General features: G+C 61.7%; 27 protein-coding genes and 2 pseudogenes. 11 read left to right on the top strand and 18 right to left on the bottom strand.

All coding sequences use genetic code 11. The annotated features are described in order from the left end of the window. Positions 1-88 precede the first annotated feature (88 nt). The gene (locus ACSJJT_RS09725) at positions 89-829 is read left to right on the top strand and encodes an Rv1486c family protein (RefSeq protein WP_435918104.1); all 741 of its coding nucleotides are present in this window, start codon (positions 89-91) and stop codon (positions 827-829) included. Here ACSJJT_RS09725 and fabI read toward each other — a convergent pair whose 3' ends face one another. Continuing rightward, positions 830-1603 (bottom strand): enoyl-ACP reductase FabI, encoded by a 774-nt coding sequence (fabI, locus tag ACSJJT_RS09730; protein WP_435918105.1) that lies wholly within the window; start codon positions 1601-1603, stop codon positions 830-832. A 44-nt stretch (positions 1604-1647) separates the two neighbouring features. Continuing rightward, a complete protein-coding gene (fabG, locus tag ACSJJT_RS09735) occupies positions 1648-2367 on the bottom strand; it encodes a 3-oxoacyl-ACP reductase FabG (RefSeq protein ID WP_435918106.1) in 720 nt (239 codons plus the stop codon). Between the two features lie 79 nt (positions 2368-2446). Between fabG and ACSJJT_RS09740 the strand changes: the two genes are divergently transcribed. Both ACSJJT_RS09740 and ACSJJT_RS09745 read left to right on the top strand, forming a co-directional pair. Further along, positions 2447-2638 carry a hypothetical protein gene (locus ACSJJT_RS09740; protein WP_435918107.1) on the top strand — a complete coding sequence of 64 codons (192 nt, stop codon included), beginning with the start codon at positions 2447-2449 and terminating at the stop codon, positions 2636-2638. Between the two features lie 146 nt (positions 2639-2784). Further along, complete coding sequence (locus ACSJJT_RS09745; protein ID WP_435918163.1) at positions 2785-3456, top strand: methyltransferase domain-containing protein; 672 nt, start codon at positions 2785-2787, stop codon at positions 3454-3456. Between the two features lie 23 nt (positions 3457-3479). Here the strand turns inward: ACSJJT_RS09745 and ACSJJT_RS09750 are convergent, their stop codons facing one another. The 3 genes and pseudogenes from ACSJJT_RS09750 to ACSJJT_RS09760 all read right to left on the bottom strand — a co-directional run. Beyond that, on the bottom strand, positions 3480-4070 hold the full coding sequence (locus ACSJJT_RS09750) for a helix-turn-helix domain-containing protein (protein WP_435918108.1): 591 nt from the start codon (positions 4068-4070) through the stop codon (positions 3480-3482). A gap of 68 nt (positions 4071-4138) precedes the next feature. Further along, the gene (locus ACSJJT_RS09755; RefSeq protein ID WP_435918109.1) at positions 4139-5737 is read right to left on the bottom strand and encodes an ABC-F family ATP-binding cassette domain-containing protein; all 1599 of its coding nucleotides are present in this window, start codon (positions 5735-5737) and stop codon (positions 4139-4141) included. A gap of 54 nt (positions 5738-5791) precedes the next feature. Continuing rightward, a pseudogene (locus tag ACSJJT_RS09760) lies at positions 5792-5932 on the bottom strand (GNAT family N-acetyltransferase); the annotation flags it as partial. Between the two features lie 98 nt (positions 5933-6030). Here ACSJJT_RS09760 and ACSJJT_RS09765 point away from each other — a divergent pair. Beyond that, a complete protein-coding gene (locus tag ACSJJT_RS09765; RefSeq protein ID WP_435918110.1) occupies positions 6031-6387 on the top strand; it encodes a hypothetical protein in 357 nt (118 codons plus the stop codon). Between the two features lie 347 nt (positions 6388-6734). Here ACSJJT_RS09765 and ACSJJT_RS09770 read toward each other — a convergent pair whose 3' ends face one another. The 9 genes from ACSJJT_RS09770 to ACSJJT_RS09810 form a co-directional block, all read right to left on the bottom strand. Beyond that, positions 6735-7091 (bottom strand): metal-sulfur cluster assembly factor, encoded by a 357-nt coding sequence (locus tag ACSJJT_RS09770; RefSeq protein WP_435918111.1) that lies wholly within the window; start codon positions 7089-7091, stop codon positions 6735-6737. Beyond that, complete coding sequence (sufU, locus tag ACSJJT_RS09775; protein ID WP_435918112.1) at positions 7091-7591, bottom strand: Fe-S cluster assembly sulfur transfer protein SufU; 501 nt, start codon at positions 7589-7591, stop codon at positions 7091-7093. The genes ACSJJT_RS09770 and sufU overlap by 1 nt, the downstream gene beginning before the upstream one ends. Then, positions 7588-8829, bottom strand: coding sequence for a SufS family cysteine desulfurase (locus tag ACSJJT_RS09780; protein WP_435918113.1), 1242 nt, complete (start codon positions 8827-8829; stop codon positions 7588-7590). The genes sufU and ACSJJT_RS09780 overlap by 4 nt, the downstream gene beginning before the upstream one ends. Positions 8830-8831: 2 nt before the next feature. Further along, positions 8832-9599: a Fe-S cluster assembly ATPase SufC gene (gene sufC / locus ACSJJT_RS09785; protein WP_435918114.1), complete on the bottom strand. Its 768-nt coding sequence runs from the start codon at positions 9597-9599 to the stop codon at positions 8832-8834. A gap of 6 nt (positions 9600-9605) precedes the next feature. Next, complete coding sequence (locus ACSJJT_RS09790) at positions 9606-9929, bottom strand: non-heme iron oxygenase ferredoxin subunit (protein WP_435918115.1); 324 nt, start codon at positions 9927-9929, stop codon at positions 9606-9608. Next, the gene (sufD, locus tag ACSJJT_RS09795; RefSeq protein WP_435918164.1) at positions 9929-11029 is read right to left on the bottom strand and encodes a Fe-S cluster assembly protein SufD; all 1101 of its coding nucleotides are present in this window, start codon (positions 11027-11029) and stop codon (positions 9929-9931) included. Before sufD ends, ACSJJT_RS09790 begins: the two co-directional genes overlap by 1 nt. Positions 11030-11189: 160 nt before the next feature. Beyond that, a complete protein-coding gene (sufB, locus tag ACSJJT_RS09800; RefSeq protein ID WP_435918116.1) occupies positions 11190-12638 on the bottom strand; it encodes a Fe-S cluster assembly protein SufB in 1449 nt (482 codons plus the stop codon). Beyond that, positions 12635-13399: a helix-turn-helix transcriptional regulator gene (locus tag ACSJJT_RS09805; RefSeq protein WP_435918117.1), complete on the bottom strand. Its 765-nt coding sequence runs from the start codon at positions 13397-13399 to the stop codon at positions 12635-12637. The genes sufB and ACSJJT_RS09805 overlap by 4 nt, the downstream gene beginning before the upstream one ends. A gap of 166 nt (positions 13400-13565) precedes the next feature. Then, positions 13566-13982, bottom strand: coding sequence for a hypothetical protein (locus ACSJJT_RS09810; protein ID WP_435918118.1), 417 nt, complete (start codon positions 13980-13982; stop codon positions 13566-13568). A 555-nt stretch (positions 13983-14537) separates the two neighbouring features. Here ACSJJT_RS09810 and ACSJJT_RS09815 point away from each other — a divergent pair. Then, positions 14538-14720: a hypothetical protein gene (locus ACSJJT_RS09815; RefSeq protein ID WP_334353375.1), complete on the top strand. Its 183-nt coding sequence runs from the start codon at positions 14538-14540 to the stop codon at positions 14718-14720. Here ACSJJT_RS09815 and ACSJJT_RS09820 read toward each other — a convergent pair. The 3 genes and pseudogenes from ACSJJT_RS09820 to ACSJJT_RS09830 all read right to left on the bottom strand — a co-directional run. Further along, positions 14666-14794 (bottom strand): annotated as a pseudogene (locus ACSJJT_RS09820) (transcriptional regulator); the annotation flags it as partial. The gene ACSJJT_RS09815 and the pseudogene ACSJJT_RS09820 sit on opposite strands and share 55 nt — an antisense overlap. Positions 14795-15224: 430 nt before the next feature. Continuing rightward, positions 15225-16508, bottom strand: coding sequence for a chymotrypsin family serine protease (locus tag ACSJJT_RS09825; protein ID WP_435918119.1), 1284 nt, complete (start codon positions 16506-16508; stop codon positions 15225-15227). A 362-nt stretch (positions 16509-16870) separates the two neighbouring features. After that, a complete protein-coding gene (locus tag ACSJJT_RS09830) occupies positions 16871-17173 on the bottom strand; it encodes a hypothetical protein (protein WP_417033807.1) in 303 nt (100 codons plus the stop codon). Here ACSJJT_RS09830 and ACSJJT_RS09835 point away from each other — a divergent pair. The 4 genes from ACSJJT_RS09835 (at position 17157) to ACSJJT_RS09850 (ending at position 21919) form a co-directional block, all read left to right on the top strand. Beyond that, positions 17157-18263, top strand: a complete 1107-nt coding sequence (locus ACSJJT_RS09835; protein WP_065673448.1) for a sugar ABC transporter substrate-binding protein — start codon at positions 17157-17159, stop codon at positions 18261-18263. The two genes, ACSJJT_RS09830 and ACSJJT_RS09835, sit on opposite strands and share 17 nt — an antisense overlap. A 105-nt stretch (positions 18264-18368) precedes the next feature. Then, positions 18369-19973 (top strand): ABC transporter permease subunit, encoded by a 1605-nt coding sequence (locus tag ACSJJT_RS09840; RefSeq protein WP_435918120.1) that lies wholly within the window; start codon positions 18369-18371, stop codon positions 19971-19973. After that, on the top strand, positions 19973-20878 hold the full coding sequence (locus ACSJJT_RS09845) for a sugar ABC transporter permease (protein WP_016665788.1): 906 nt from the start codon (positions 19973-19975) through the stop codon (positions 20876-20878). The genes ACSJJT_RS09840 and ACSJJT_RS09845 overlap by 1 nt, the downstream gene beginning before the upstream one ends. A 27-nt stretch (positions 20879-20905) precedes the next feature. Next, positions 20906-21919: a LacI family DNA-binding transcriptional regulator gene (locus ACSJJT_RS09850; protein WP_435918121.1), complete on the top strand. Its 1014-nt coding sequence runs from the start codon at positions 20906-20908 to the stop codon at positions 21917-21919. Positions 21920-22024: 105 nt separating this feature from the next. Here the strand turns inward: ACSJJT_RS09850 and ACSJJT_RS09855 are convergent, their stop codons facing one another. Next, positions 22025-22444, bottom strand: coding sequence for a hypothetical protein (locus ACSJJT_RS09855; protein ID WP_435918122.1), 420 nt, complete (start codon positions 22442-22444; stop codon positions 22025-22027). Positions 22445-23933: 1489 nt separating this feature from the next. Here ACSJJT_RS09855 and ACSJJT_RS09860 point away from each other — a divergent pair. Further along, positions 23934-24137 carry a hypothetical protein gene (locus ACSJJT_RS09860; RefSeq protein ID WP_036975362.1) on the top strand — a complete coding sequence of 68 codons (204 nt, stop codon included), beginning with the start codon at positions 23934-23936 and terminating at the stop codon, positions 24135-24137. A gap of 208 nt (positions 24138-24345) precedes the next feature. Continuing rightward, entirely contained in the window at positions 24346-26835 is a 2490-nt protein-coding gene (locus ACSJJT_RS09865; RefSeq protein ID WP_435918165.1) for a sodium-translocating pyrophosphatase, read from the top strand. Positions 26836-26849: the final 14 nt, after the last annotated feature.

A 26849-nucleotide genomic window follows, 5' to 3' on the forward strand; every position in this document is an offset into this window, starting at 1 on the left:
CATTGACGGTCTGGCGCGACGAGATCGACATGGTGGCGTTGTCAGCTGTGACCGTCGGTGCCGTGTGAGTGCGTTCTAGTCTGGGCAAGTGCTCGAGATCTGCTGCCGTCTCACCTGCCTCCTCAACGACCTGTGTGCCGGTCGCACCACAGCTGCGCACGCTGAGGCCGAACTCCTGGAAATGGCGGCAGCCCACCATGTTCATGACCCCGAGGAGGTCCTCGGCCTGTCCGAGCACGATCCCCTGGTGTCGGTCCCGATTCGGATGGCTCTGTCCCGGATCTCCCACGTCCCCCACGACTCCCCGGTGTTCTGGGGCCTCCTGCTGCCCGCCCCCGGCCATCTCACCGGACTGCGAGGTCCGGCACCGTTCAACCACGCCGCCATCGATGCCGGGGCCGTCATCATCTGCCACCAGGGCTGCTCGTCCATTCCCGCCGGTACCTCGTGGATTCCTCAGCCTGTCGGCCCCGCCATGCAGTGGACGATTGTCCGAGGAGCGTCTCCGCTGTCCCCACCAACCCCGGCTGAGGCGACGGCCCTGCTCCGCTCGGCGATGACGGCCACGGCATCCCAGCTCAACGATCTGGGCATGGCCGCCGGGGAACGCCCCGACACCATTGCCCCGCATCTGACTGGTCACCGTCCTGCTGACCAACGGCTGTTCGACTCGGCCTGGACCGTATTGACCGCCTGTGACGCCGGGATGGCGTCCACCCCCCAGATGATCACGGCCCACGGCGCGCACACGAGAGAAGCGGCGCTGCGCCGGTTGCGCAATGCCGCCTCCCAAGCGATCACAGCAGCCACCTCGTGGCCGCAGACATGATCAGGCTCCGGTTGAACCCATGCCTCCGTCGACGTGGATCATCTCGCCGGTGGTGGCGGGGAACCAATCAGACAACAGGGCAACAATTCCCTTGGCGGCCGCAGTGGTGTCCTTGGTGTCCCAGCCGAGCGGGGCACGCTCACCCCACAAGTCGTTGAAGGCGTCAGCGCCGGGAATGGCCGTCTTGGCCATGGTGTCCAGCGGGCCAGCCGAGACGAGGTTGCAGCGCACTCCCTTGGGACCCATGTAACGGGCCAGGTAACGGTTGGCCGACTCCAGGCCGGCCTTGGCAACTCCCATCCAGTCATAGAAGGGCCACGAGACGGTGGCATCGAAAGTCAGACCGACGACCGAAGCATGCTCGGCGAGCATCCCGTCGAGCGCGGTGATGAGGGAGACGTAGGAGTAGGTGGAGGTGTGGACCGCCACTGAGACGTCGTCCCACTCGGTCTCGAGGAACTTGCCGCCCAGGGCAGTCTTCGGGTTGGCGAAGGCGATGGCGTGGACGACGCCGTCCAGCTTCTCCACCGCGAGGTCACGCAGCTGCTGTGGCAGAGCAGCGAGTTGGTCGGCGTCGGTGACGTCGAGCTCCAGCACCTCCGGCACCGGGTCGAGCTTGCGCACCGCACGACGGGTGACCCCGACGGCCCGCGGCAGGTTGGCGACGATGACCCGTGCCCCCTGCTCCTGGGCGATCTGAGCCACCTTGAAAGCGATGGAGGTGTGCATCGTCACGCCGGTGACGAGAATGGTGCGTCCTTCGAGAAGTCCCATGGTGATGTCCTTACGGTCGATGGGGAGGATGGATGTACGTGGTTTCAGTGGCCCATGCCGAGTCCGCCGTCAACGGGGATCACGGCACCGGAGATGTAGCCGGCGGAGTCGCTGACGAGGAAGCGGACGGCGGCGACGACGTCGTCAACCGTTCCCAGTCGCTTGGCCGGGATGCGCTCCAGATAGCTCTCGACGACTTTCTCAGGCAGTTCGTCAGTCATGTCGGTGGAGATGAAACCGGGAGCGACGAGGTTGCAGGTGATGCCACGGGCACCGAGCTCGCGGGTGAGGGACCGGGCGATACCGACCATGCCGGCCTTCGACGCAGCGTAGTTGACCTGGCCAGGCGAGCCGAGCAGGCCGACCACCGAGGAGGTCAGGACGATGCGTCCGAACCGGGCGCGGGTCATCGCTCTGGCAGCGCGACGAATGACACGGTAGGCACCAATGAGGTTGGTGTCGACGACGTCGGTGAAGTCCTCCTCCTTCATACGGGCGAGGAGCCCGTCCCGAGTGATGCCAGCGTTGGCGACGAGCACCTCGACCGGGCCGAGCTCCTGTTCCACCTGGCTGAATGCTGCGTCCACGGAGTCTGCGTCGGTGACATCGCAGGCAACCGGCAGCACCCCCTCAGGTGCGGTGGCCGAGCGACTTGTGGCAGCCACTCGGTATCCCTGTGCGTGCAGATCTGCGGCGATCGCGGCCCCGATACCGCGCGATCCACCTGTGACGAGGGCCACGCGGCCCGGGGTGTCTGGACTCATGGAATGAACCTATCGCACGTCACCACCGAGAACTGGAAAGGTTCGACCTGAGTGGCGTCGTGGACCTAGGCTGGAGAGCGTGAGGACGCTGCGGGCTCGGTGGGTGGCTCTGACCTTCCTGGTCACGGTGCTGAGCCTGGCCATGGTCCGGCTCATCTACTCCGACACCATCGGCAAGGTCAACCGGTCCTCCGCTACCATCGACGGAGAGGACAACGGCGCGACCCCCGAAGAGTCCGGGACAACCGAGACGAGGACGGTCACCACGTGATGCCGACCTTGTCCCTGGCCCTGCCGTGGTTGGTGTGTCCGACCTGCCAACGCCGCGGCCATGAAAGATCCCTGAACCTCGATGGGCATTCCCTGCGCTGCGGCGAAGGCCATTGTCTCGACATCGCCAGGCAAGGCCATGTGACGATGACGACCTCCCCTTCCGGGGCGAATGCTGACACCCCCGCGATGGTCGCGTCACGTCAGCGGGTACTCGATGCCGGTCTCTTCCGCGACCTCGACGGTCGTCTCACCGAGATCCTTGCCGATGGCGGGAACATCGTCGAGGTCGGGGCCGGAACGGGACATCACCTGGCACAGGTTCTCGAAGCTCACACACGTACCCTCGGTCTGGCCACTGATGTCTCGCCAGCCGCCATTCGCAAGGCGGCCAGGGCCCATCCTCGGATGGCAGCCGTCGTCGCCGACACCTGGGTCGGTCTACCGATCCGCACCGGGTGCATGGACGCTGTGCTGTGCGCGTTCGCGCCGCGCAACCGCGATGAATTCGCACGCATCCTGCGTCCCGACGGCCTCCTCGTCGTCGTCACTCCGCTACCCGAGCATCTGCATCAGCTACGCGAGGCGACCGGGATGATCGGTATCCAACCCCACAAGCATGACGAACTCGTGGCAGGTCTGGAATCACGGTTCGCGGTTGCCGGACACGAGGAGGTCCGCACCACCGTAGGCCTCGATGGGCCGACAGCCTCGGACGTCATCGCAATGGGACCCAGCGCCCACCACGTCCAGGACGTTCATGTGGATGCGGTGGAGGTCACCTCAGCGGTGGAGATCACCACCCTGGCCCCGCGCTGATCGCGGTCGACACGAACAACCTCTCAGAACTGGCGAGGCTCAGCGGCGTGCTCGGCCTCGTCAAGTCGACGACGGGCCTTGCGCAACTTGCGGTCGGCCTTCTCAGCCTTGGCACGGTGCTTGTTGAGGGTCGCCCTGGCCTTCTTGCGGCGGGACTTCCCGGCTCCCTTGCGACGCAGCTTCTTCAGCGCCTTCTCGGCCTTGCGTGCCTTGCGGTCGGCCTTCTCGGCCCGGGCCACGGCCGCCTCTACGGCCAGTCGGAGGGCCTTGAGGTCGGGCTGCTCGTCAACCTGATCCTTCGTCGACGCGGCGGGTTCGTCCTGCGACGTCGTCTGCTTCTGTTCGGAGGCTGGCAGCTCCTGTGCCGAGTCAGCGGGTGATTCCTGCTGCACGGTCTGGCGCGCGGCCTTGGTCTCAGGAGACGCCGGGTCAGCACCACCGCGTGGACGGAACTTCACCCCGGCTTCCCGCAGAAGCTTCTGCACCAGCCCGTACGATCGTCCGGACTCGCGTGCCAAGGACCGGATGGACGCACCTGCGTTGTAGCGACCCGCCAATTCCTCGGCCATCGCCTGCCTGGCCTCACCGACCAGTCTGGGCGCACGTGTGACCATCAGCTCTCCTTGACGACGTCCTGTGCGCCTTCATGTTACGGCATGTCACAGCCGCCAGAAGTGCAACATCAGGCCAGACTGATGAGCTCGGCGTAGTCAGCGCTCCACATGTCCTCGGTGCCGTCGGGCAGCACGAGTACCCGATCTGGGTCGAGGGCATGAACGGCTCCCTCATCGTGGGTGACCAGAACGATCGCTCCGCCGAAGTGACCGATGGCATCGAGAACCTGCTCCCGACTGGCTGGGTCGAGGTTGTTGGTCGGCTCATCGAGCAACAACACATTGGCCGAGGACACGACGAGGGTGGCCAGAGCAAGACGGGTCTTCTCACCACCGGAGAGCACCCCGGCCAGCTTGTACACGTCGTCACCGGTGAAGAGGAACGACCCCAAGACCTTGCGTATCTCGGTCTCGTTGAGATCAGCTGCTGCGCTGGCCATGTTCTCCAACACGGTGCGATCCATGTCCAGCAGGTCGTGCTCCTGGGCGAAGTACCCCAGTTTGAGGCCATGCCCGGCAATGACCTCACCGGTGTCGGGGGTCTCGTTGCCTGCCAGGATCCGCAGCAGTGTCGTCTTGCCAGCGCCATTGAGCCCCAGGACGACGACCTGGGATCCCCGGTCGATGGCCAGGTCCACTCCGGTGAAGACCTCCAGGGACCCGTAGGTCTTCGTGAGGTTGCGGGCCATGAGCGGCGTCTTGCCACAGGGGGCCGGATTTGGGAAGCGGATGGCAGCCACCTTGTCGACGGCCCTCTCCCCCTCGACCTCGGCGAGCAGTTTCTCGGCGCGTCGGGCCATCTGTTGGGCGGCAACGGCCTTCGTCGCCTTGGCATGAAGCTTGTCAGCCTGGGCCTGCAGGGCAGCAGCCTTGCGTTCGGCGTTGATCCTCTCCTTGTGACGACGCTTCTCGTCAGCAGCCCGCTGCTCGAGGTAGAGCTTCCAGCCCATGGAGTAGATGTCGAGGGTGGCGCGGTTGGCGTCCAGGTGGAAGACCTTGTTGACGGTTGCCTCCACCAGCCCGGTGTCGTGGGAGATCATGAGAACCCCACCTGAGTAGGACTGCAGGAAGCTGCGCAGCCAGACGATGGAGTCGGCGTCCAGGTGGTTGGTCGGCTCGTCGAGGAGAAGGGTGTCCGCCCCGGAGAAGAGGATGCGCGCCAGTTCGACCCGGCGGCGCTGACCGCCGGAGAGATTCTTGAGCGGCTGGGACAGCACGCGATCGTCTAGGCCCAGGTTCGACGCGATTCGGGCGGCCTCGGCAGAGGCTCCGTAACCGCCGGCAGCGACAAGACGGTCCTCGGCCTTGGAGTACTTGTCCATCGCGACGGCCCGCTCCTCGTCGGAGCCGTTGGCCATCTGGTCCTCAAGGGTGCGCATCCGCTCGATCATGTGGTCCAGACCACGAGCCGAGAGGATTCGTGCTCGGGCGATGGTCTCCATGTCAGGATCGCGGGGATCCTGAGGAAGATAGCCGAGTTCCCCAGCACGCCTCACCAAACCTGCCGCGGGAAGTCCCTCACCAGCGAGGATGCGTGTCAGGGTCGTCTTGCCGGCACCATTTCGACCCACCAAACCGATCTTGTCCCCAGCGGCGACCTGGAAACTCACCGGGTTGAGCAGGAGCCTGGCTCCGACCCGCACCTCCACATCCTTGACCTGCAGCACCGGCCCATCTTCCCCCGTCCTGACGCCTTGGACCAAATGGAGACCTCGGAGGAATCAGCGCCTCAAGGTCATGGGGACGTGATCGATGCCTGCCTCGTCGAAGTGCGGCCCAGTGGCGACGAAACCGACATTGCCGTACCAATTCTCCAGGTGGGACTGGGCGTGCACAGTGACCTGTCTGCCGTCGGCTGGCGTGAGTTCAAAGGTGACAATGCCTTGTCCAGAGTCTTCCTGGAGGGAGCCGGGTTCAGTTCCGCGCGTGAAAGGAGACATCATCCCCACGTCTTGACAGAATGTCAGACATGAGTACCCCACGCCGAGCAGCACCAGAAGACGACGACCTTGAACAGGCCGCCCGTTCATGGCGCCGATACCTGATTCTCGTCATCTGCGGTGTTGTCGTCGCGGTGCTTGGATTGGGCATTTTCGGATATCTCGCGTGGTGGTCCCTCTGTGACCAGGCCGGCGGGGTGTGCCAGCGCGGTGAACCCGTCACCTACTGGTGTTCCGTGGTCGCCCTGGGCGTTCTGGGCCTCATCATTGGCGTCCTGACACAGATCTGGTTGGAGAAACGGTGGTGGCACCTGGTGGCCATCGTCGTTCCGGCAGTGCTGGTCGTCGCTGGCGTCATCTTCTGGTTCGCCGTCTGAGAAGGATTGCAAGGCCAGGACGACCCCGTTCAGCGGGTCGGTCCGGTCCGGGTGTGGTCACGCCGAGGCCCTGCACACCACGCCGAGGGGACTCATGGTCGAGGTCAACGGTCATGAGGAGGAACTGCCCGCCAACGTCATGTACGCAATCTGGGACGCCTACGAGGTGGCCAGCAGTGTCTGAATGTGGCCGGTGAGGGGCTGGGACCCTCGGGCCCTTTTCTTCCTAGCCGTGCCAGTTGTGTCTGACAGAGTGGACGGACAGCCGGAAGGGCCCGGGGATCAGGAAATCCTGACCATCCGGACTCTCGTGTCACTCCTGCCTGCGCAGGAACGTGACGACAGACTCAGACGTTGAAGCCGATCGCCTGGAGCTGCGCCCGACCATCGTCGGTGATGCGCTCCAGACCCCACGGCGGCAGCCACACCCAATTGATCGTAGCGGACTTGACGATCCCCTCGAGCACCGTCTGGGTGTCGTACTCCAGACGATCCGTCAGCGGGCAGGTGGGGCTGGTCAGCGTCATGTCGATGGTGACATTGCCCTCGTCGTCGATGTTGACCCCGTAGACAAGGCCAAGGTCAACGACGTTGACCATGAGCTCGGGGTCGATGACGTCCTTCATCGCCTCAATGACGTCGTCGACGCTCGGCATGGCCGTCAGCGTCACTTCCTGGTCGGGCACGGCGTTGTCGTCGCTCATCAGCCCTCCTCCTTCGTGTCATTCTTATCCGCGGTGTCGGCAGTGGCTCGGGGCTTCTCCGGGGAGTCCTCGATCGCCTTGAGCAGGCCGTCCTCCAGTGCCGACCAGCCGAGCATCGCGCACTTGACCCGGGCCATGAGCTTGGCGACTCCCTCGAAGGCAATGGCGTCCTCGTAGGTGTCCTCGTCGAGTTCGACGGTGCCTCGAGAGCGCATCATTTCTCGGAACCCGCGGTAGAGTTCCTGGGCCTCATCAACGGTCTTACCGATGACCAGGTCTGTCATGACCGAGGTCGACGCCTGCGAGATCGAGCAGCCGACAGCGTCGTATGACACATCACTGATGACGTCCCCATCGAGGTGCACGCGCAACAACAACTCGTCCCCACATGACGGGTTGACCTGGGTCACCTCGGCGTCGTAGTCCTCGCGCAGACCACTGTGGTGCTTCTCCCGGTAGTGATCCAGGATGATCTGCTGGTACATCTCTTCGACGTTCATGCCACGCCTCCGGCGAAGAAGTTTCGAGCGTACTCGACCGACTCGACGAGGCGATCCACCTCGTCCATGGTCGAATACAGGTATGCCGACGCACGAAGGGAGGACTGTACGCCCAGTCTCTCGTGTAGCGGCCTGGCGCAATGGTGCCCGCCTCGCACTGCGACGCCGTGACCATCCATGATGCTCATGGCATCATGCGGATGCACACCCGCGACGGTGAAGGACACCGTTCCGGTACGGGCTGTGGTGTCGGTTGGCCCGAGGATACGCACTCCCTTGACGGTCTGAAGCTCCTTGAGCATCCGAGCAGCCAGGTGATGCTCGTGCTCGGCAATAGCCTCCATTCCGATGCCGTCGAGGTAACCGGCAGCTGCTCCGAGGGCGGCAAGCTGCGCGATCGGAGGAGTGCCAGCCTCGAATCGGTGCGGAGGCTCGGCGTAGGTCGATCCCTCCATACGCACAACCTCGATCATCTCGCCACCACCGAGGAAGGGTGGCAGTTCAGCGAGCAGATCGTGGCGGCCCCACAGGATGCCAATACCCGTCGGGCCACACATCTTGTGGCCGGTGAAGGCCACCAGGTCGGCGCCCGAGGTCGTCACATTCACGGGCATCTGTGGCACGGCCTGGGATGCATCGACAACCATGACGGCACCGACGGCATGAGCCTGTTCGGCGATCCTTCCGATGGGGTTGATCGTCCCCAGCACGTTGGAGGCCAAGGTCAGGGAGACGACCTTGGTGTGCTCATTGATGAGCTCATCCGCCTCGGCCTTCTCAAGGTCGAGACGCCCGTCGTCGGTGATGTCGAACCACCGCAGGGTGGCTCCGGTGCGCTGACACACGAGCTGCCATGGCACCAGGTTGGAGTGATGCTCCATTACTGAGATGACGACCTCGTCGCCGGGCCCGAGACGCTCACCCAGGGTGTGAGCACACAGGTTGAGAGCCTCCGAGGCATTCGACAAGGCCACCACTTCCTCGGGACGAGACGCCCCGATGAACCGCGCGATGCGTTCGCGCCCGCCCTCGTATGCCTGGGTGGCCTCCAAACCGAGCTGGTGCATGGCCCGGGCAACGTTTGCGTTGTGACGGGCGTAGTGCTCACTCAGGGTGTCAATGACGACCTGCGGTTTCTGGGAGGTGTTGGCCGAGTCGAGGTACGTCAGCGGGTACTTCCCCACCTTGGTCGACAGGATGGGGAAGTCCTTCCTGATCTTCTCGACGTCATAGCTCATGATCAGGCGTTGGCCTTGGCGGCGGACAGGTACTTCTCGTAGCCCTCGGCCTCGAGCTCCTCGCCCAACTCCGGACCACCGGTGGCGGCCACCCGACCGTCGACGTAGACGTGAACCTGGGTGGGCTTCACGTAGCGCAGGATTCGGGTGTAGTGGGTGATCAACATGAGCCCGTGCTCCGGGTCGGTCATGTACCGGTTGACGGTGTTCGCGACGATCTTGAGGGCGTCAATGTCCAGGCCGGAATCGGTCTCGTCAAGGATGGCGAACTTCGGGCGGAGCAGCTCGAGCTGGGCCATCTCGGAACGCTTCTTCTCCCCACCGGAGAATCCCTCGTTGACAGAGCGCTCGGCGAAGTCGAGGTCGAGCTCCTGCCGGGTCAGGGCGTCGTTGACCTCCTTGACCCAAGTGCGCAGCTTCGGAGCCTGACCGTCGATGGCGGTACGGGCGGTACGCAGGAAGTTGGCGACGGAGACGCCGGGCACCTCGACCGGGTACTGCATCGACAGGAACAGACCTGCGCGGGCACGCTCGTCGACGGTCATGGCCAGCAGGTCCTCACCATCGAGGGTGACGGAACCGCCGGTGACGGTGTACTTGGGGTGACCGGCCAGGGTGTAGGCCAGGGTCGACTTGCCGGAACCATTGGGGCCCATGATGGCGTGGACCTCCCCGGAGTTGATGGTCAGGTCGACTCCCTTGAGGATCTGCTTGGGACCAGCCTCGGTCTCGACGTCGACATGAAGGTCATTGATCTGCAGGGTTGCCATGGTGGTTCAGGACTCCTTGGTGATGGGCTTGGCGACGTCGACGAGGACGTCGTCGCCGTCGATGGTCACGGGATAGACGGGAAGCGGCTCGGTAGCCGGAAGATTGCGCGGTGTGCCGGTGCGCAGGTCGAAGATCGACCCGTGCATGTAGCACTCGAGGCCACAGTCCTCGACGTCACCGTCAGCCATCGGCACGTGGGCGTGGGTGCAGATGGCTCCGACGGCGTGGACCTCACCCTCGGTGCGGACGAGGACGATTTCGGTGCCGTCGACCTCGAACTCCTGCGGGGAATTCTCCTTGAGGGCCGAGAGGCTGGTGACGGCCGGCATCACACCTCCTCCATCGTGGCGGCGGCGCCGAGGCTCTCGACGAGCTCGGCTTCGATGCGGTCGACGAGTTCCTCGGAGATCTCGGGCACGCCGATCTTGCGGACGATGTCGGTGAAGAAACCGTGCACCACGAGACGACGGGCCTCGGCCTCCTCGACACCACGTGACTGCAGGTAGAACAGCTGCTCGGCGTCGAAGCGTCCGGTGGAGGCGGAATGCCCCGCACCACGGATGTTGCCGGTCTGGATCTCCAGGTTCGGCACGGCGTCGGCACGGCAGCCCTCGGTGAGGACGAGGTTCTTGTTGGACTCGTAGGTCTCGATGTCCTCGGCCACCGGGCGGATGAGGACGTCACCGATCCACACCGAGTGAGCGTCCTCGCCCTGCAGGCAACCACGGAAGTCCACGTGGGACTCGGTGCTGGGGGCATTGTGGTCGACGAACAGGCGGTGCTCGATGTGCTGGCCGGCATCGGCGAAGTAGGTACCGAGCTGGGTCAGGTTGCCGCCGGGGCCGTTGTAGGAGGCCGTCTGGCAGATGCGCACGGCCTTGCCGCCGAAGCTGGCCTGGGCGGTACGGACGGTGGCGTCACGACCGATCTCGAAGGAGACCTGAGCACCATGGATGGCCGTGCCGTCCCACTCCTGGACGAAGAGGACGGTCACCTGGGCGCCGTCATCGACACGGAAGGTCCAGTTCTCGCCGAGATGGGCCACCCCACGGTGACGCACGATGACGGTGGCCTGAGCGTGGTTGCCGATCTCGACGACCACGTTGTGGTGGCAGGCGATCTCGTCGTTGTGACCGTTGATGGTGATCTCGACCGGAGCCTTGAGCTCGGCCTCGGACGGGATCACCAGACGACGATTGATGGCGTGCGGGTCGGTAGCGGCGAGGGCCGACAGACGATCCTGCGGGGTCTCGGCCAGGCCGTTCAGCTCGCTGGTGGCCAGGGTCGTCACGGTGATCCCGTCAGTCCCCTTGACGTCGACGTCGATGACGTCGGCTTCCTGGCTCGGCTCAAGGGCGAGCTCACAGAGGATCGGGGTGAAAGTCTTGATCGGGGTGAACCGCCAGACTTCCTCACGCCCGGTGGGCATGGGGTGATCGGCAACCTCCCACGACGGGGTGGGGTGCAGATGGGATTCGACGTCGTTCTCGATGGCGACGTTGTGGCCCTTCTCGGGCGCGGCGGCTGGTGCGCTCAACGCGGTGTCTCTCTTTCCAGGATGGGGTCGGGTTCGTCGGGGCAGGGTCGGATCAGCCGACCGCACCCTCCATCTGCAGCTCGATGAGCCGGTTGAGCTCCAGGGCGTACTCCATCGGGAGCTCCTTGGCGATCGGCTCGATGAATCCGCGCACGATCATGGCCATGGCCTCCTCCTCGGTCAGACCGCGCTGCATGAGGTAGAACAGTTGATCCTCGCTGACCTTGGAGACGGTGGCCTCGTGGGCCATGGACACCTCGTCAGTACGGATGTCGTTGTAGGGGTAGGTGTCCGAACGCGAGATGTCGTCCACCAGCAGGGCGTCACAGCGCACTGCCGAGGAGGAGTGGTGAGCGTCCTTGCCGACGGCGACGAGGCCGCGGTAGGCGGAGCGTCCGCCACCCTGGGAGATCGACTTGGAGACGATCGTCGAGGAGGTGTACGGGGCGTTGTGGACCATCTTGGCGCCGGTGTCCTGGTGCTGACCTTCAGCGGCGAAGGCAACCGAAAGAGCCTCGCCCTTGGCGTACGGACCCATGAGGTAGCAGGCCGGGTACTTCATGTTGGCCTTGGAGCCGATGTTGCCGTCGATCCACTCCATCGTGCCGCCCTCCTCGACGTAAGCACGTTGGGTGACGAGGTTGTACACGTTGTTCGACCAGTTCTGAATGGTCGTGTAGCGACAACGGGCGTTCTTCTTGACGATGATCTCGACGACGGCCGCGTGCAACGAGTCCGATTTGTAGATCGGAGCGGTGCAACCCTCGACGTAGTGCACGTAGGCACCCTCGTCGACGACGATCAGGGTCCGCTCGAACTGACCGAGGTTCTCGGTGTTCATGCGGAAGTATGCCTGCAGCGGGATGGTGCAGTGGACACCCTTGGGAACGTAGATGAAGGAGCCACCGGACCACACGGCGGAGTTCAGCGCGGAGAACTTGTTGTCACCGAGCGGGACTGCGCTGGCGAAGTGTTCGCGGAAGAGCTCGGGCTCTTCCTTGAGGGCGGTGTCGGTGTCGAGGAAGATGACTCCCTGCTTGCCGAGCTCCTCGTTGATCTTGTGGTAGACGACCTCGGACTCGTACTGGGCGGCCACACCGGCGACCAGACGATCCTTCTCGGCCTCCGGAATGCCCAGACGGTCATAGGTGTTCTTGATGTCGGTTGGCAGGTCCTCCCAGGACTGGGCCTGACGCTCCTGGGCGCGCACGAAGTACTTGATCTGGTCGAAGTCGATCGTGCTGATGTCGACACCCCATGTCGGCATCGGCTTGCGCTCGAAGAGCTTGAGAGCCTTGAGGCGCATGTCCAGCATCCACTGCGGTTCGTGCTTCATGGCCGAGATGCCACGCACCACCTCTTCGGACAGTCCGCGCTGGGAGGCCGCTGCGTAGGCATCGGAATCGTGCCAGCCGTATTTGTAGCCGCTGAGCGCAGCCAGGTGTTCGTCCTGGCTGGCGCCGGTGCCCGGGAGGCTCGCGGGGGTGTCAACCTGGGTCATGAAGGATCCTTTCGGATGGATGGACGCTTGGACGGCTCGGAGAAGGTCCGACGGGTGATCTCGACGTCGACGGGAACATGAGTGGTGCACACCCCGTCGCCGTGGGCAATCGTTGCCAACCGCTGGACGTGTGACCCGAGGAGTTCGGAGAACAACTGGGTCTCGACCTCGCACAACTGCGGGAAAACCTTGGCCACCTCAGCCACCGGGCAGTTGTGCTGGCAGATTTGCTGTCCAGCACCCGCCGGCCGGATGGTCGCCACGTACCCGTCCTCGGACAGGGCCTCGGCCAGCAACTGGGCCGGGACCTCATCGGGACGTTCCTCCCGAAGGCAGCGGTACCGCGACTCGATGTCGTCAACCCGTGCCTTGGCCACCGCGTCGAGGGCCGATGGCCCTGCAGCATCAGCAAGTTGGCGAAGGGCCGAGATCGCCAGGTCGTCATAGGCAGTGTAGTAATCGGCCCTGCCTTGATCAGTCAGGAAGAAGACACGGGAAGGACGACCTCGACCGCGCGCCCCGAAGACCTTCTTCTCACGGGAGTCGACGAGACCCTCCTGGACGAGGGAACTGAGATGACGACGTACCGCCGCTGCTGTCAGACCGAGACGATCGGCCAGCTCACTGGCCGTTGACGGGCCATTGTGAAGGATGGACGACATCACACGATCTCTCGTGGAGCTGTCCGCACTCCTCTGCTCGTGCTCGCCGACGACGTCGCGACCTGCAACGGGCACATCGGTGTCGGTCGAATTTTTCACAACCCCATTGTTACTTAAACCGACTCCAATGCAAATTAGGCAACCCTATGTCGATGCCGACCCGCCGGCGGGCACCCTGAGCAACAGAAGGCCGGGTCAGGCCTGGACCATGTGTGGCTCGTGTTCACTGATGCGAAGTCAGACCACCTGCGCAACACCAAGAGGATCACTTCTCGTCGGCATAGGTGCACTCGACCACTCGATGCTGGAAGACACGGCCATCGCCGAGGAAGAGGACCGTCACCTCGTTGGTGACCTCACAGTTGGATCCCTTGGAAAGCGGGACATCAGCCATGATCGGGGCTTTTCTCATCGAGTCGACGTCAGACTGGGTGAAGGACTCAAACTGCAGAACCTCGCCGTCATCCTCCCCACCAATCACACAGCCCCATGCCTTGTGTCCTTTGAGGGAATCCACATTCGACGTGGTGAGTTTCTCCGCCCGAGACATCACTCTGGTGTCCTGACATGCGGAGCGGACATCTGCAGACGAGGTCACCTTGATGCTCGGAGAAGGAGAGACCTCACCCCGAGAGTCGCCACATCCCGACAGGCCGACGAGACCAACCATCAGAACTGGCATCACAGCCAGCTTTCTCACCACGTCACCGACTTCTTCCACGCTCGAAGGGTCCTTGACGTAAACCCTCAAGCCAGAATAATCACGACAAAACTCGCCCCCACCCCATACGTCACGATACCGATCGAAAACGCTCGCCAATTCATCACTGGCGTCATTGACTTCCCTGAAACGAGAGCCATCAAAGGAATAATCCCCATCAGCAGACCGAGGACTCTCACAGATCGCACGGACCGGCCCCCCTCTTCCGGTGACGCTTGGGACACCCCTGCCTGAAGTACACCACAGCAGAGAATCCCCACAAGAACCAAAGCCAATCATGAATTCTCGTTCATAACCATCACCATTCTCACCGTTGAACGAGGTAACAGCACTAGCAGACACAGGTGTCATCGATGACCAAAGGGCGTCGTTACCCTTTTCCCGAAATTAAATGCCGCAACACCAGAACACCCACTCCGTCAAGCCTGCGACGACACTCACATAAAGTCCCCGCGTAGCAAGGGTCCGTACCCCACACATTTTTCCCCGCGAAGTGAGTGTCGGCCACGATGGGGTGTGAGCACCAAGAAGTATGCCCGGGCCTACCAGGCCGCTTCGGAGAAGGACAAGGGCCGGATCTTGGATCAGGTCGTGGAGGTGACCAGCTGGAACCGTGACCATGCCAGACAGCAGTTGAAGGCCCGTGCCGTCGACGGGCCGTTGTGCAGGATGGACGACCTCACGCGATCCCTCGTGTAGCTGTCATCACTGGCCTGCTGGTGCCCGCCGACGACATCGCGACCCGCGACTGTCAGGTGGCTCTCGGTCGTCAGCTCAAGTTCTCCCCGCACTCCACGATCCGATGCCACCACACCTGTCCATCGTCAGTCAGTATGTACACCTTGCCTGGCGCGACATGGCAGTCCGCGTCAGTGGGAACGGGTGTGTCGCCCAGGATTCCGGACTTGCGGATCTCACGCATATCGGCGTCACTGTAAGGGCCTTGAGGCACGACCCCCTCCGCTTGACCTGACGGTTTTACCCAGCACACCCAGGCCTTGTGTCCCTTGATGTGGGCAAGATTGGATGTAGTCAGCTCTTGAGCGCGGTCAAGCTGACCCCGGTCTCGGCACATAGCCAGTGCCGCTGATGATGTCGTCGCGACCGGTGATGAGGCCGGGTCGTCGGGCTTCGGGGTCGAGGTGCACGCCGTAGCCATCCCTACGATCACGACGATAGCACCCCACCATGCCGAGCTTCTCTTTACCATCCGACTGAGCTTTTCCATGCGCGAACTCCACTCAATTGCGTGGCGTAGTAGGTGCATCGTTTTTGTGTCCCCGGCTTCCACCACGAGTAACCTCTAACCAGGCCGGCATAGACCATCTTTCCGGATCCATTATTATAATACACTGGGCCGCCTGAATCTCCCCCTCTAGTACCATTACAACCATGGGAATTCCATCTACCCTCTTGCTTGGCAAGCTTTATTTGATGACCAGCCGTAACACCATCAAGCTTGATGCTACCAAAATTATCCTGCACGATATATCCGCAGATCTGCCCCGAAGTTCTACCTGAGCTGCACAGCTGACGGCCAATAGAGAGACCACCAAAATAGAGCCCAGCGCCAGGATGGCGTGATGACGAGGAATTCCCTGCGTTATACACGTTTGGCGAGTACGATTTTCCCGCAATCAACTTCCAGTCACCATAGACTTTCGCATTCCCCGGATATGCGGTAGTGTATTGATTTCCAACCGGCCTTTTCGCCGGGGTGTAGTGAGTACCACCAGGACAATGACCTGCCGTGAGCATCATATACTTACCCCCTAGACGAACACGGGGGCCAAGTGAACACATCAGTCCTTCTGCCTGAATATCGGCACCAGCAGAAAATGGCGGCGCATCATTCCCACGTGTCGCAGCATTCTTCCCTTCGATGCCAGTACGAATATAGACAATAGGAACTTCGACCGGACCATTGACCCTCCGAGCCATGCGAGGATCCGAGGACATGATCCGTACCGAGGCTTGCTTAGCCGATCGACTCGACGTCACCCCCGACGACTCAACGACCACCCGACCGTTTTCAGGATCCGAGTTGGCCGACATGACCGGAGATGGATCGCGATCAAGCGCAGCCTGCTCCGCGGCCTCAAATTCAAGGGACGAGAACCGGGATTTATAGACATGGATTCCCACCTTGGGATAATGAGCCGATACATCTCCGATAACCCTCTTGGACGCATCATCCTGATAGGCGATGTAGACTGCAAGACCGCTGTAATCGCGACAGAAATGCACCCCAGCCCAACTGTCACGATGCTCAGAGAAATAGTTCGACAGTTCTTCACTGGCCGCCAATGCGTCACGGCCAGGAGAGCCGATAAACTCATAGGATCCCGGTTCAGTCTGGGCGCTTTCGCAGGCAGGCTTCGATTCCTTGAGAGGAGGTTCAGCTGATGCACTCGGCCCTGTCCCGGCTATCGCGCCCACAACGAGAGCAGATGCCAGACACACTCCCATGGTTTTTCGCAGTTTCACGATACTTCTCCCATCAGTCGCTGATATCCAGTCACCGATGACCGAACGATGTGGTGTGAACTCACACCGAGACCCAAGTAGATGCCATCCACCACAAACATAAGCATCACCACAAACCCACGACAAGACCCGCACGGGTCGCCGAACCCGCATATTGCCTCGGGGCCGGATGTGTTCTGCTTGGTGACGTAGTGGCAGTGGATGACGAAGCCCCGACTGGAGCCCATCGTGGCGACGAAGCGCCACGATGCAGACCAAGACCGCAACACTTTCATCAGGCGCGGTCCTCGTCGTCAGAACCCATTAGAACGCCGCCCGGGACTCGTAGCTGCTAGATAGTGATAAATCTCACCTCGCTTGGACTAGACAACCGTGTAACACTTTGCAACACTGACACCACGCTGCAAACGACCGACAACGATACGTCGGCCTGATGCACAACTACGTGCTCGACGATGAGCGTCGAGCTGCCTCGAAAGGTGTACCCACATGCCTGACATCACGCGTCGCTCAATGCTTTTTGGAGGTCTCGGTGTTGCTGCCGTCGGCGTCCTGTCCGCATGCGGCGGCAATGACTCCCCCTCGTCATCCACCTCGTCAGCATCCGGTGCTGCGTCCTCGGCCGCCGGAGCTGCCGGCTCAATCCTGGTGTGGACTGACTCCAACCGTGAACCCGTCCTTCGGAAGGTCGCCGAGCAGTTCAAGTCCGACACCGGGGTCACCGTCAAGCTGGCCGTCAAGGACTTCGCCAAGATCCCCGACGACTTCATCACCCAGGTCCCGACCGGTAAGGGCCCTGACGCCGCCATCGCTGCCCACGACGGCACCGGTCGCATGGTCGAGAACGGTGTCGTCGCCCCACTGGAGCTCGACGACACCTCCGCCTACCAGGGCGTCGCCATCCAGGCCTTCACCGTCAACGGCAAGATCTACGGCGTTCCTTATGCCACCGAGAACATTGCTCTGGTTCGCAACACCAAGCTCGTCACCGACGCCCCGAAGACCTTCGACGAGATGATCGAGATGGGCAGGAGGTCCGGCGCGAAGTACCCCTTCCTCGTGGGGCTTGACCCCAAGGAGTCCGATCCGTACCACCTGTACCCATTCCAGGCCTCCTTCGGCGCCCCGGTTTTCGAGTTCAAGGACAATGGCTTCGACGCCGCCAAGGTCGCCATGGGCGGTTCCAATGGCGAGAAGTTCGCCGCATGGCTGGCCGAGCAGGGGAAGGCCAAGAACCTCAACCTCAACATCTCCCAGGACATCTCCAAGGATCTGTTCGGCAAGGGCGAGGCTGCCTTCATCCTCACCGGACCGTGGAACCTCGACGGCTTCAAGAAGGCTGGCATCAGCTACGAGATCAGCGAAATCCCTTCTGCCGGTGGCCAGCCCGCCACCCCGTTCGTCGGCGTCCAGGGATTCTGGATGAGCGCCAAGACCAAGAACGCCGTCGCCACCCAGAAGTTCCTCGTCGAGTACGTCGGCAACCCGGACGTTCAGGCCGAGCTGTTCAAGGTCGGCAATCGTCCACCGGCCAACAAGCAGGCCTTCGAGAAGGCCAAGGCGGACAAGGACGTCGCTGCATTCGGCGCCGTCGGCCAGAAGGCCGTCCCGATGCCGAACATCCCCGCCATGGGATCGGTGTGGGCTGACTGGGGCGTCGCCGAGGCTCAGATCATCAGCGGCAAGGTCTCCAACCCCAAGGCCACCTGGGACAAGGCCGTGACGTCCATCAACGACAAGATCAAGAAGGGCTGATCTCAGCCTCCAGGTGGGGGCGCACGACGTCGCGCGCCCCCACCTCCCGCAACGCCAGTGCCGGCGTTTCCTCACATGCCCCGCTGAACCGGAGAACCCCACATCATGTCGTCATCATCAACCGTCGACCACGAGTCACGGGAAAAGCGTGTCGCCGCAGCCAGCGGCAAGTACTCCGGGTCACTGTGGGCCTGGATCCTCAAGATCGCACTTCTCGGCGTCCTCGACGCGATCGCCGTCTACGGCGTCATGACTGCCATCGCCCATGGATCCACTGCAATGGCCATCGGCATCGGCGTCATCGCCGTCATCATCACCCTCATCTACCTGCCACCCAACCGGATGCTGCCGGCCAAGTACCTGGCTCCCGGCATCGTCTTCATGCTCGTCTTCTCGGTGGGCGTGATGGCCTACACGATCTACGTGGGCTTCACAAATTACGGCGATGGGCACAACGGCAGTCATGACGACGCCGTCGCAGCCATCCAACGAGACAACCAGCAACGTGTCCCCAACGCTCCGGTCTATGACTCGAGCGTCGCCGAGAAGGATGGCAAGCTGGCCCTGATCATCATCGATCCCAGTACCAAGAAGGTACGAGCTGGCACGTCCGATCAGCCCCTGGAACCCGTCGATGGGGCACAGCTCAACTCTCTGGGAAGGATCAAAGATCTTCCGGGCTACCGCGTTCTCCCGTTCTCTGAGGTGTCCCAACGCAGCGATGAGATCTCTCAGTTGCAGGTTCCCGTCTCCAAGGGCGCATCAGCCGGATTCATCCGCACCACGACTGGCTCACAGGCCTTCGAATTCACCTCGACGATGACCTACGACGAGAAGACCGCGACGATGACTGACACGAACGGCACCGTCTACAAGGACAACGGTCACGGCAACTTCGTCTCAGCCTCCGGCAAGGCATTGGAGCCCGGTTGGAAGGTCACCGTCGGGTTCGAGAACTTCAAGAAGGCTCTCACCGACCATGATGTCCGCGGACCGTTCCTGAGGGTGACCGCGTGGACCTTCGCCTTTGCCGTGCTATCGGTGTTGACGACCTTCGCCCTCGGTCTGGCCCTGGCCCTGTTGTTCAACGACACCTCCATGAAGGGACAGAAGTTCTACCGCATCCTCATGCTCCTGCCCTATGCCTTCCCAGGGTTCCTGTCAGCCCTGGTGTGGTCGGGGATGTTCAACCAGGAGTTCGGCTTCATCAACCAGGTGTTGCTGGGTGGAGCATCCATTCCCTGGTTGACAGATCCCTGGATCGCCAAGGCAGCGGTCCTCATCGTCAACCTGTGGCTGGGTTTCCCCTACATGTTCATCGTCTCGACGGGCGCTCTGCAGTCCATCCCGGGAGACATCCTGGAAGCCTCTCGGATCGACGGCGCGAGCGCCTGGCGCACCTTCACGAAGATCAAGCTGCCACTGCTCATGGTGCCGCTGGCACCGCTGCTCATCAGTTCCTTCGCCTTCAACTTCAACAACTTCGTCCTCATCTACATGCTGACCCTCGGTGGCCCCCGATTCACCGACACCAGCCTCGATGTCGGCGCCACCGACATCCTCATCTCGATGGTGTACAAGGTCGCCTTCTCCGGTGCCAGTCGTGACTACGGCCTGGCCAGCGCCTTCTCCGTCATCATCTTCATCATCGTCGGCGTGATCTCCTGGCTCGGATTCCGCCAGACCAAGGACCTTGAGGAGGTCAACTGATGAGCACCGCAACAGTGTCCTCTGCCATCAAGGACGCCAACTGCCGCACGCCGTTCTCCAAGCGACTCAAGTCGCAGTGGTGGCGTCATCTGCTCGGCATCATCGCTGTTGTCTTCGCGGCCTTCCCACTGGTCTACGTGCTCTCGGCGTCCCTGTCGCCAGGCGGCACCCTGACCGGCTCCAACCAGCTGTTCTCGAAGATCGACTTCTCGAACTATTCCAAACTCATGAGCGACCCTGTGCGTCCGTACGGTCGGTGGTACCTCAACACCGTCATTATCGCCGCGGTCACCGCGATCTTCACCGTCTTCCTGGGAGCTCTGGCTGCCTACAGCTTCTCCCGGATGCGCTTCAAGGCGCGTCGCGGTGGTCTGTTGGCTCTCATGCTGGTGCAGATGTTCCCCCAGCTTCTGACGGTGGTGGCCATCTTCCTGCTACTGACATGGCTCGGTGACGTCTACCCGGTGCTGGGCATCGGGTCCCGGCTGGCGCTCATCATGGTGTACCTGGGCGGAGCCCTGGGAGCGAACACCTACCTCATGTACGGCTTCTTCAACACCGTGCCGCAGTCCCTCGACGAGGCTGCCCGGATGGACGGTGCAGGCCATGCCCGCATCTTCTTCACCCTCATCCTGCCGCTGGTGGCCCCGATTCTGGCGGTCGTCGGTCTGCTGAGCTTCATCGGCTCCTTCACCGAATACGTGGTGGCCTCGGTCATTCTTGGTGCCGACCCACATACCTCGACCCTGGCCATCGGTTTGTACCAGTACGTCTCCACTGAGACCAGCTCCAACTGGGGAGTCTTCGCGGCCGGCGCCGTGCTCGCCGCCCTTCCCCCAATGGTGCTGTTCCTCTGGCTGCAGAAGTACATCGTCTCCGGGCTGACCGGTGGGGCGGTGAAGTGACGTGACACACTGCCGGGAGGAGAAGAGATGAGCGGACCAACCCTTGCCGAGATCGCCGACCAGGCAGGTGTCAGCCAGGCCACCGTCTCCCGGGTCCTCAATGACAAGCCCGGGGTCTCAGACTCCACCCGGCAGTGTGTGCTCACCGCCCTCGACGTCCTGGGGTATCAGCGCCCCACCCACCTCAAGCCCGTCACGACGGGGCTCGTCGGACTCATCGTTCCCGAGCTCACCAATCCCGCCTTCGCAAGCTACGCCCAAGCTATTGAGACCCTGCTTTCGCGGAAGGGGTACGCCACCGCCGTATGTACCCAGGCCCCCGGCGGCATGCGCGAGGACGACTACATCCGGGTGCTGCGATCACGTCAGGTCTCGGGAATCATCGTCATGTCAGGGTCGCATGCCGACACCACTGCGGACATGTCCACTTACCACCACCTCGTTGACGTCGGGTTACCGTTGGTGCTTGTCAACGGGTATTCGCCCACCATTGCGACGCCGCAGATCAGTGACGACGACGTGTCCGCCATGGATCAGGCTATCGCCCATCTCGTCAGCCTTGGGCACGAGCACATCGGCCTCGCGGTGGGTCCTCGCAGATACGTCCCGGCACAGCGCAAGGAACAAGGTGTACGCGCGGCCATGGATCGTCGACTCGGCGGGCATGGCAGGGTCGCCGTCAGCAACACCGTGTTCTCCGTCGACGGCGGAGCTCATGCGGCTGTCGACCTCCTCGGTCAGGGGGTCAGCGCCATCATCTGTGGCTCCGACCTCATGGCTTTGGGAGCAATCCGGGCCGTCCGCGCACAGGGCCTGTCGGTCCCCCGTGACGTCTCCGTCATCGGTAGCGATGACTCAGCCCTGATGCGGTACACCGATCCCCCGCTCACGAGTCTGCATCAGGACGTCGGGCTCATCTCGACGATGGCGGTGCAATCTCTCATCGGTCTGGTGCGCGGTGACGCGGTTTTCCTCAGAGAGAGACTGGTGCGCCCGGAACTGGTCATACGCGCTACGACGGGGCCCGCCCGAGGCGCATGAGCATCCTGAAAACCCTGAAGTAACGGCGCGAGAGTGAGTCTCACACGATACGGGGCCCAGCTCCGTTGACGCGGAGCCGGGCCACAACCACAGCGAACGGCCAGATCACTTCTCGTCGTGATACGAACACTCGACCAACCGATGCTGGAAAATACGGCCATCCTCAAGGAATAATAGATACACGGCACCGTGAGGGACGTCACAGCTGGATCCCGTCGGGACGGGGACGTCAGCCATAATGGGGTCTTTCTTCATTGAGTCGACGTCAGCCTGAGTGATGGTCTCAAACTGCATAACCTCGCCGTCATCATCTCCACCAACTGCACAGCCCCACGCCTTGTGCCCCTTGAGGGAATCAACATTCGAGGTGGTGAGCTTCTCTGCCCGAGAGGTCATAGAAGAGTCTCGACATGCAGAGCGAGCCGCTGCCGACGAGGTCACCTTGACCTCCGGAGAAGGCGAGGTCTCGCCCTGCTGACCGCCACACCCTGATAAGCCGACGACCCCAACCGCCAAGGCTGACATCAAGGCTACTCTTCTCACCACTTCACCGACCCCTTCCACGCACGAACACCGCTCAGTTGGGTTACATAATAAGTGCAACGATACTGCGTTCCGCGCTTAGCCCTCGAGTGGCCCGTGACGATTCCAGTATAAATCATCTTCCCAGACCCATTGTTGTAATATGCCGGACCCCCAGAATCTCCTCCTCGGAAACCGTTACAGCCATGCGTATTGATCCGACCTTCTTTTTTCGCGAGTTTCGTAATATGCCCAGTCGATACGTTACCAATTTTTACCCTCGCGAAAGTTGACTGAACTACAAACCCGCAAATCTGGCCTGTCGTCCTCCCAGAAGTACATAACTGGTGGCCACCCGACAAAGCACCGAAGTTCGCCCCAGCCCCGTGGTGTCGAGATGAGGACGATGATCCAGAATCATAGACGTCGGCAGAATACGATTTCCCCGATAACATCTTCCAATCACCATATATACTGGCATTTCCTGGGTAGGACGTGGTATACTTATTGCCCACACTTTTCCCCTGTGGGGTATAGTGAGTTCCACCGAGACAGTGCCCTGCAGTGAGCATCACATAGCGGCCATTATAATAAACCCTGGGCCCCAACGAACACATGAAGCCCTAAGCCCTGATATCTGCCCCAGATATAAAAGGAGATGCGTCATTTCCACGAGTGGACGCATCTCCACTCTCGATATTGTTTCCAATATATACCACAGGGACGACGGCATGTGAGCCTACCGCTCGATCAGATGGAATACGCGCCTGTTTCAAATCACCCGTCGGCGCGCCCGTCTCGACGAGAACCCTTCCCCTTTCAGGATCAGGCTCAGTAGACAGGGTCGGCGACAAATCCTTCCGCATAACCTCATCTTGAGCTGATTCCAGATCTAACGACGAGAACGGAACCTCAACGAAATAAATAGGAATAGTAGGGTGCTTTTGTTTAACCGGATCAGCCAATGAAATACTCGAAGAATTCTTGACGTAGACCCTCAAACCAGAATAGTCACGACAAAACTCAACCCCACCTCACACATCGCGATGCTGACTAAAAATACTCGCCAATTCCTCATCAGCGTGATTGGCTTCCTTGGAGGATGAACCATCCCAGGAAGCATCCCCATCCGCAGACCGAGGACTCTCACATATGGCACGAGGCGATTCTCCCCGCTCCGGTAATGCTTGGGATACCTCTGCCTGAAGTGCCCCACAGCAGAGAACTCCACCTAGAGCCAAGGCCAACAACGAATTCTTTTCACGTCCATCACCTTCCCACCGCTCACAATGTCATGTATACAGTGTCATGTATACAGTTGGCGTAACCGTGTGCGACGTGGGGTAGCCTCACTGCCTCCCCCACGTCGCACACGCAAGTTTACCCACCCGGGCGCACAACCCGACGAGACTCACATCACCAGATTCCTTCCACTGCCACACTCGCCGGCCTCTCTTGCTATTGCTCACGTCTTTACAGGAACTACACGTACTTGCAAGAGGACGGCAACGGCACTCCCCCTCGCGAGTTCCCCCTCGACGACGAGGTCAAGTGGATGCACGAAAACCCGATCCTTGCCTTCATGGAGATTCCGAATAACTGCGACCCGGATGACGGCACCGTCCAGCTGCTGACCAACCACCGTCGGACCTGCCAACATCGCATCGTGACCTGCACGTTCAACGACAGGTTCTGAGCACCCATTCCGGGACATGCCGAGACGCGCTGAACCCATGAGCGATACCGGCCCGACACGGTGACATTCTGCACATCTCGACGCCAACTGCTGACAATACGACCACCACGTCATACGGTTGGAAGCAAGGCCTGCACTCACGCAGGTGCACGAGAATTCTCAGGGAAGAGACAGGATCGTGAACACGATTGACAAGGGGGTCTCCCCCATGAAGCGCCTACTAGGCTGCACACTGCCCGTACTTCTCACCACCCTCGCCCTGGCCGGATGTGGCTCAAGCGGCGGGGAACCGAGGGGGGGAGGAGGAGGCGGCGGTGAGGCCAATCTGAAACTGCCTCCCCTCAATGAGCAGGTCGGAAACATCTCCGGAACCACGCTGCTGTGGATCGGACTGGTGATCTGCCTGTTCGGCCTGGTGTTCGGTCTGGTGACGTACTCCAAGCTGCAGAAGCTGCCCGTTCACGAGGCGATGCACGAGGTTTCCGAGCTGATCTACGAAACCTGCAAGACCTACCTCAAACAGCAGGCCAAGTTCCTCATGCTGCTGTGGGCCTTCATCGCTGTGGTGATCGTCGTGTACTTCCTGTTCCTGGAACACATGGGCGCCAAGGTGCTCATCATCCTGCTATTCAGCCTTGTCGGTATGGCGGGATCGTTCGGCGTCGCCTGGTACGGCATCCGCGTCAACACCTTCGCAAATTCTCGTACCGCCCATGCGTCGCTCCGCGGGTCTCCATGGGAAACCTTCGACATCCCCATGCGTTCCGGCATGAGCATCGGAATGGTTCTCATCAGCGTCGAGTTGACCCTCATGCTGTTCATCATGCTGGTACTGCCCGGCGACCTCGCTGGCCCATGTTTCATCGGGTTCGCCATTGGTGAGTCCCTTGGCGCAGCCTGCCTGCGTATTGCCGGCGGCATCTTTACCAAGATTGCTGACGTCGGCGCCGACCTCATGAAGATCGCCTTCCACATCAAGGAGGATGACGCCCGTAACCCGGGCGTCATCGCTGACTGCACCGGTGACAACGCGGGTGACTCGGTTGGCCCCTCCGCTGACGGCTTCGAGACCTACGGCGTCACCGGCGTCGCCCTCATCACCTTCGTGCTGGGAGCTGTTCCGGACCAGACCGAGCAGGTTCAGCTGCTGGTGTGGATCTTCGTGGTCCGTGTCGTCATGCTGATTGCCTCCTTCGTCTCATACCTCATCAACAACGCTGTCACCAAGGCCCGCTACGGCAAGGTCACCGAGATGGATTTCGAGAAGCCGTTGAGCTCGTTGGTCTGGATCACCTCGGTGATGTCGATCCTGTTGACCGTCCTGACCACCTGGTGGATGCTCGGCTCGATGGGCGACGGGACGATGTGGTGGAAGCTGTCCATCATCATCTCCTGCGGCACCCTGGCCGGTGCCCTCATCCCGGAGCTCGTCAAGGCCTTCACCTCGACGAATTCCCGTCACGTCCGTGAAGTCGTCACCAGTGCCCGCGAGGGCGGCGCCTCCCTGGACATCCTGTCTGGTCTGGTTGCCGGTAACTTCTCCGGATTCTGGCTGGGAATCGTCATCGTCGCCCTCATGGGTGCCTCCTTCCTCGTCTCCGGCACCGGTTCCGGCCTGGGCGACATGGGAGCGATGAGTGAGGTCAAGTGGGCCGTCTTCGCCTTCGGCCTCGTCGCCTTCGGTTTCCTCGGTATGGGAGCGGTGACGATCGCTGTCGACTCCTACGGTCCGGTCACCGACAACGCCCAAAGCGTCTATGAGTTGTCGACAATCGAGGACATCCCACACGTCTCTGACGAGATCGAGAAGCATTATGGATTCGCCCCCCGGTGGGACGTCGCCAAGCACATCTTGGAAGCTCAGGACGGTGCCGGTAACACCTTCAAGGCCACTGCCAAGCCTGTGCTCATCGGCACTGCTGTCGTCGGTGCAACCACCATGATCTTCTCGATCGTCATGATGCTCACCGAAGGTCTGTCAAACGCCGCTGAGGTCAACAAGCTCGGCCTCACCCACGCCCCGTTCCTGCTCGGTCTCATCGCTGGCGGTGCCATCATCTACTGGTTCTCCGGAGCCTCGATGCAGGCCGTCACGACCGGCGCCTACCGTGCCGTCGAGTTCATCAAGAACAACATGCAACTTGACGAGAACGCGACCAAGGCCTCCGCCGAGGATTCCAAGAAGGTCGTTCAGATCTGCACCGAATACGCTCAGAAAGGCATGCTCAACATTTTCCTGGGTGTGTTCTTCGCGGCTCTCGGGTTCGCTTTCGTCGATCCTTACTTCTTCATCGGGTACCTCATCTCGATCGCGGTCTTCGGCCTCTACCAAGCCATCTTCATGGCCAACGCTGGTGGAGCCTGGGACAACGCGAAGAAGATCGTTGAGGTCGACCTTGATGCCAAGGGCACCGAGCTGCACGACGCCTCCGTGGTGGGCGACACCGTCGGCGACCCGTTCAAGGACACCTCGTCAGTGGCCCTCAACCCGGTCATCAAGTTCACGACCCTCTTCGGACTGCTAGCCGTCGAATTGGCAGTGTCGATCGGCGCAGGTCCGCTCACCCACATCCTCGCTGCGGTGTTCTTCCTCATCGCCTGCTTCTTCGTCTACCGCTCCTTCTATGGCATGCGAATTGACTCGACGAAGGATCCCGGGCTCGACATCGTTGCCAGGGAGGCTGGTAGCGGGCTGTGAGTGGCGTAAGGGTT

Source organism: Cutibacterium nasicola (assembly GCF_051303185.1).
Classification (GTDB): Bacteria; Actinomycetota; Actinomycetes; order Propionibacteriales; family Propionibacteriaceae; genus Cutibacterium.